The following is a 4,041-nucleotide window of genomic DNA, read 5'->3' as shown; positions in this document are numbered from 1 at the left end:
CTCGCGGCGGGCGCGGGCCACGGCCCCGTCCGGCGGCACCGCGCCTGTCCGCGCCGCGGCGCCGACGCTCATCGCGAAGGGCCTCGACGGCCCCGAGCGGCGCGTCCCGCTGCAGTACTCGGCTCCGAGCGTCGACGGGGACGCGGCGCCCGTCGTGACGGCCGAGGCGCCGGCCAAGGACGGCGAGACGTTCCCGGGCACGCCGCGCAACGCGCAGTGCCCGTGCGGCTCGGGCAAGAAGTACAAGGCCTGCCACGGCAAGAACGAGGTCGCCTGACCCGAGGCACGACCTGCCGGACGACTGACGACGAGGGCTCGGCCGCTGGAGCGGCCGAGCCCTCGTCGTCCTGGTGGAGGCCCGGGGGGACGGTCAGCCGATCTGCAGCACGGTCGCCCGCCACGACCCGCGGTGCAGCTCCATCCGGACGGCCGCAGCCCGCACCCGGATCCCGTCGTGGACCACGACGCTCGCCTCGGCGACGGTGGGGCTGATCCGGGAGACGACGCTGCTGCGGACGGTGGTCCGCCGGGCGGGGTGGGCCGCGGGCGCGGGGCAGCGGCTGCTGAGCTGCTCGTACACGGCGGGCGTGACCCAGCGCGCGAGCTGCAGCACCGGGCGTCCGCCCGCGAGCGACTCCACCGCTGCGAGGACCAGGGAGCCGCACAGGCGCGTCGGGTCGGGTGCCACCTGGGAGCGGGTCGGTGCCGGCACGGGCCAGAACGTCTCGGTCACGGGCGAGGTGACCGAGCGGAGCATCGGTCCCTGCAGCGCCGCGGCGTCGCGTGCCGTCACCTGGGCCGTCGGCTCGGGGGCGGGCGGGAGCAGCAGCCGGGGCCGTGCGGCGGGCGCCGGCGGTCGCGGGTGCGTGGGCCGTGCGGTGGTGACGGGCCGGCTCAGGGTGCTCACGGTCATGGCTGCTCCTCGGAGGACGTGACGGCGGCCGTGGGCGCGACGAGCGCCTGACCGGGAAGGACGAGGTCGGGATCGGGGCCGATCAGGTCGGCGTTGGCGGCGTACCACCGGGGCCACGCGGCGGCGACGTCGGCGTCGACCGCCCCGGCACCGAGGTAGGCCTCGGCGATCGCCCACAGGCTGTCGCCGGGCTGAACGACGTGCACGGCCCGCTCGGCCACGCTGGACGGGTCGGACGGGTCGGGCGGGTCGGGCAGGTCGGACGGGTCGGGCGGGACGGACGGACGAGGGGCGGCGGCGGGCTGTCCACCGGTCGCCGGGCTGCTCGTGAGCGCGGCCGGTGCGCCCGCCGCGAGCCCCGGTCCGGCACCCTGGGTGGCCGCCGCGTCCGTCGTGGTGCTGCCGCCGGTCGAGGCGGAGGTCGACCAGCCCAGGTCCAGCTCGGGCGTGCCGGGGGCTGAGCCGGTCGCGGCGGCTGGTCCTGCCACCAGGACGCCTCCGACGCCGAGCACGAGGACGCGGCGCAGGACCTGGGGGGTGAGCCGCGCGCTGAGGCGCTCGACCGCCGTCGCCGCGTGCCCGGCCGACTGCGCCACGAGCGACACGACGAGAAGGAGGCAGCCCGCCGTGAGGGCTGCCGCCACGAGCGCGCCCACGCCCGTGACGACCGCGACCACCAGGTCCTCGAGGCCGCGCGGGGTGAGCGGCGCCGCCAGGTCGATGCGAGCGGCCCAGCGGTCGGCGCTGGCACGCGCGAGCGCTGCCGTCGCCGCCCCGCCGGTGAGGGCGGCGGCACCCGAGCGGACGAGGGCCCGAGCGGTCCGGACCGACCCTGGTTCGCGCACGTCGTCCCCTTCGATTGCGTTTGATGTCGTTTGATACATCTGAATGCTGTCGGGTGCGTGTAGATCTGTCCAGACGTGAGACGCCTCTGTGGATGAGACGGCACTGAGGGTCATCGGGTCAGGTGCTCAGGCCGGCCCCTGCGCGCCGGCTCCTCTTCGCCGGGTCCGCCCCGAGGGGGCCGCTACGGTGCCGCCATGCGATGGGATGCGCTGTTCGCCGACATGGAGCTCCAGCTCGGGGCGGCCGAGGTCGTCGACCGGCTCGCCGACGTGGCGGAGCTGACGCGGGCCGAACGCGGTGCGGTCGAGCTCGTGGACCGGCTCAGGGCCGCCGTCGGCGGAGCGGTGACCCTGTGGTTGGGCCATGGCGTCCTGCGGGGCGTCCTGAGCGACGTCGGCCCCGCGTGGCTGCTGCTCGCGGACGCGGGACGGGAGCACCTCGTCCCGCTGTCAGCGGTCGCGTCGGTGTCCGGCGTGGGGGCGACGAGCGCGGCGCCGGCGGGGGAGGCGCTGCGGCGGCTCGGGCTGGCTCACGCCCTGCGCGCCGTCTCCCGCGACCGCGGCGTCGTCCGCGTCGTCACGCACGTCGGCGCGGTCGACGGACGCATCGACGAGGTCGGTCAGGACCACCTCGGTCTGGCGCTCGTCCACCCCGACTCGCCGCGGCCCACGGGCGAGGTGCGCCTCGTGCCGTTCGCGGCCCTACAGGTGGTCAGCAGCCTCTGAGGCGGCGTCGTCGGCGTCGGCGTGGCCGCCCTCGGTCCGGGCGCGCGTCTGGGCGTACATCCGGGCGATGTAGGCCTCGAGCTCGCTGGCCTCGACGCGCCAGACGTTGCGCCCGCCGATCTGGATGGCGGGCAGCTCCCCGGACTTGACCAGGGAGTACGCCTGCGGTGCCGAGATGTTCAGGATCTCCCGCACGTCCGCGAGGGTGAGGAAGCGGGCTGCCATGGCGGCAGTGTGCCACGCGCCGTGCGGCCCCCGAGCGTCATCCACACGGGTGCACCGCTCGCCGCGCGAACCGGGCAGAATGCTCGCGAACCGCCCGAACCCGGACGATCTCGTCGCCCCGGGGCGCCGGCGGTCGACGACCGACGACCACGACCCCGGGACGGCACCGCAGCGATGGAACGCACCGAGCACGGCCCCGACGGACTCCCGCGCCCCGTGGCGACCCGGTTGCGGCGCCCGGGCTGGCGCGACCCGCGGCTCCTCGTCGGGCTCGTCCTCGTCGCGGCGTCCGTCGCGCTCGGCGCCTGGGCGGTCGGTGCGGCGGGCCGGACCGTGCCGGTGTACGCGGCCGTGGGCTCGCTGGTGCCGGGCGAGGTGCTCGACGCCGACTCCGTCGAGGTCCGTGAGGTGCGCCTGGGTGCCGCCGGCCCCGCGTACCTGAGCGCCGACGAGCCGCTGCCGGACGGCCTGGTGGTCCAGCGGACGGTGGCCGCCGGCGAGCTCGTGCCGCGCAGCGCGCTCAGCGCGGTCGACGAGCTCGCGGTGCGCCCCGTGGCCGTCGCCGTGCCGGGTGTGCTCCCCGAGGGGCTCGTCGCCGGCTCGGCCGTCGACCTCTGGTTCGTGCCCGAGGACGCCACGGCCGTCCCCGCCGGTGCCGGATCGTCCGAGGGAGCCGCGCCGACGCCGCCGCGGGGGCCGTACGAGCTCGCCGCGGGCCTCACCGTGGCGGAGGTGGCGAAGCCTGAGGGCGCGTTCGCCGTCGGCGGCACCACGACGGTCCACGTGCTGGTCCCCGTCGACCGGCTGACCGAGGTGCTCGCCGCGACCGCGGCCGAGGGCGACGTCCAGGTCGTCGTCGTGCCCGGGCTGGCGGCCTCGTGACCGCGGGCGTCCTGTGCGCCGTCCGCGGCCCGTCGGAGTCGGCCGTGGTGCGCGCGGTGGCCGGCGCGGGCGGGCGGTTCGAGGTGGTCCGACGGTGCGCCGACCTCGCCGAGCTGCTCGGCGCCGGTGCGGCCGGCCTCGGCGCGGTCGCCGTCGTCTCGGCCGACCTCCCGGGGCTCGACCGCGAGGCGGTGCACCACCTGCACGGCTCGGGGCTCCGCGTCGTGGTGCTGGACACGGAGGGTCGGCCGCCCGGCGCCCTCGCGCACCTCGGGGCGGACGGCGTGCTGCACGGCGCGGACGACGTCGTGGACGCCCTCGAGACCGCACTCGCCGGTCCGCCGGCGGGTCAGCCCGGCGGCGCACCCGCCGTCGGACGCGTCGGGGGAGCACCGTCGCTCACGTCCGGCGACGTCGCGGCGCGCCTCGCCGGCGTGGCTGCCCTCCCGG

General features: G+C 77.5%; 6 protein-coding genes and 1 pseudogene. 4 read left to right on the top strand and 3 right to left on the bottom strand.

Annotated elements, in window-relative coordinates:
- Positions 1-277: SEC-C metal-binding domain-containing protein (locus ICW40_RS20385; RefSeq protein ID WP_221655797.1), on the top strand; the 277-nt coding region annotated here is incomplete at its 5' end.
- Between the two features lie 93 nt (positions 278-370).
- On the opposite strand, the gene ICW40_RS20380 is transcribed toward ICW40_RS20385, so the two are convergent.
- The gene (locus tag ICW40_RS20380) at positions 371-913 is read right to left on the bottom strand and encodes an Rv3235 family protein (protein ID WP_260459525.1); all 543 of its coding nucleotides are present in this window, start codon (positions 911-913) and stop codon (positions 371-373) included.
- The gene (locus ICW40_RS20375) at positions 910-1,758 is read right to left on the bottom strand and encodes a LysM peptidoglycan-binding domain-containing protein (protein ID WP_221655796.1); all 849 of its coding nucleotides are present in this window, start codon (positions 1,756-1,758) and stop codon (positions 910-912) included. Before ICW40_RS20375 ends, ICW40_RS20380 begins: the two co-directional genes overlap by 4 nt.
- A gap of 195 nt (positions 1,759-1,953) precedes the next feature.
- Here ICW40_RS20375 and ICW40_RS20370 point away from each other — a divergent pair, with 195 nt between their 5' ends.
- Positions 1,954-2,484, top strand: a complete 531-nt coding sequence (locus ICW40_RS20370; RefSeq protein WP_221655795.1) for a hypothetical protein — start codon at positions 1,954-1,956, stop codon at positions 2,482-2,484.
- Here the strand turns inward: ICW40_RS20370 and ICW40_RS20365 are convergent.
- On the bottom strand, positions 2,461-2,709 hold the full coding sequence (locus tag ICW40_RS20365) for a helix-turn-helix domain-containing protein (RefSeq protein WP_221655794.1): 249 nt from the start codon (positions 2,707-2,709) through the stop codon (positions 2,461-2,463). The two genes, ICW40_RS20370 and ICW40_RS20365, sit on opposite strands and share 24 nt — an antisense overlap.
- A 216-nt stretch (positions 2,710-2,925) precedes the next feature.
- Here ICW40_RS20365 and ICW40_RS20360 point away from each other — a divergent pair, with 216 nt between their 5' ends.
- Positions 2,926-3,591 (top strand): SAF domain-containing protein, encoded by a 666-nt coding sequence (locus ICW40_RS20360; protein ID WP_308121943.1) that lies wholly within the window; start codon positions 2,926-2,928, stop codon positions 3,589-3,591.
- Positions 3,588-4,041, top strand: a pseudogene (locus tag ICW40_RS20355) (hypothetical protein); the annotation flags it as partial. The gene ICW40_RS20360 and the pseudogene ICW40_RS20355, both read left to right, overlap by 4 nt.

This window comes from Actinotalea ferrariae (assembly GCF_019733465.1).
GTDB lineage: Bacteria > Actinomycetota > Actinomycetes > Actinomycetales > Cellulomonadaceae > Actinotalea > Actinotalea ferrariae_A.
This window is presented reverse-complemented; position numbering and strand designations above follow the sequence as displayed.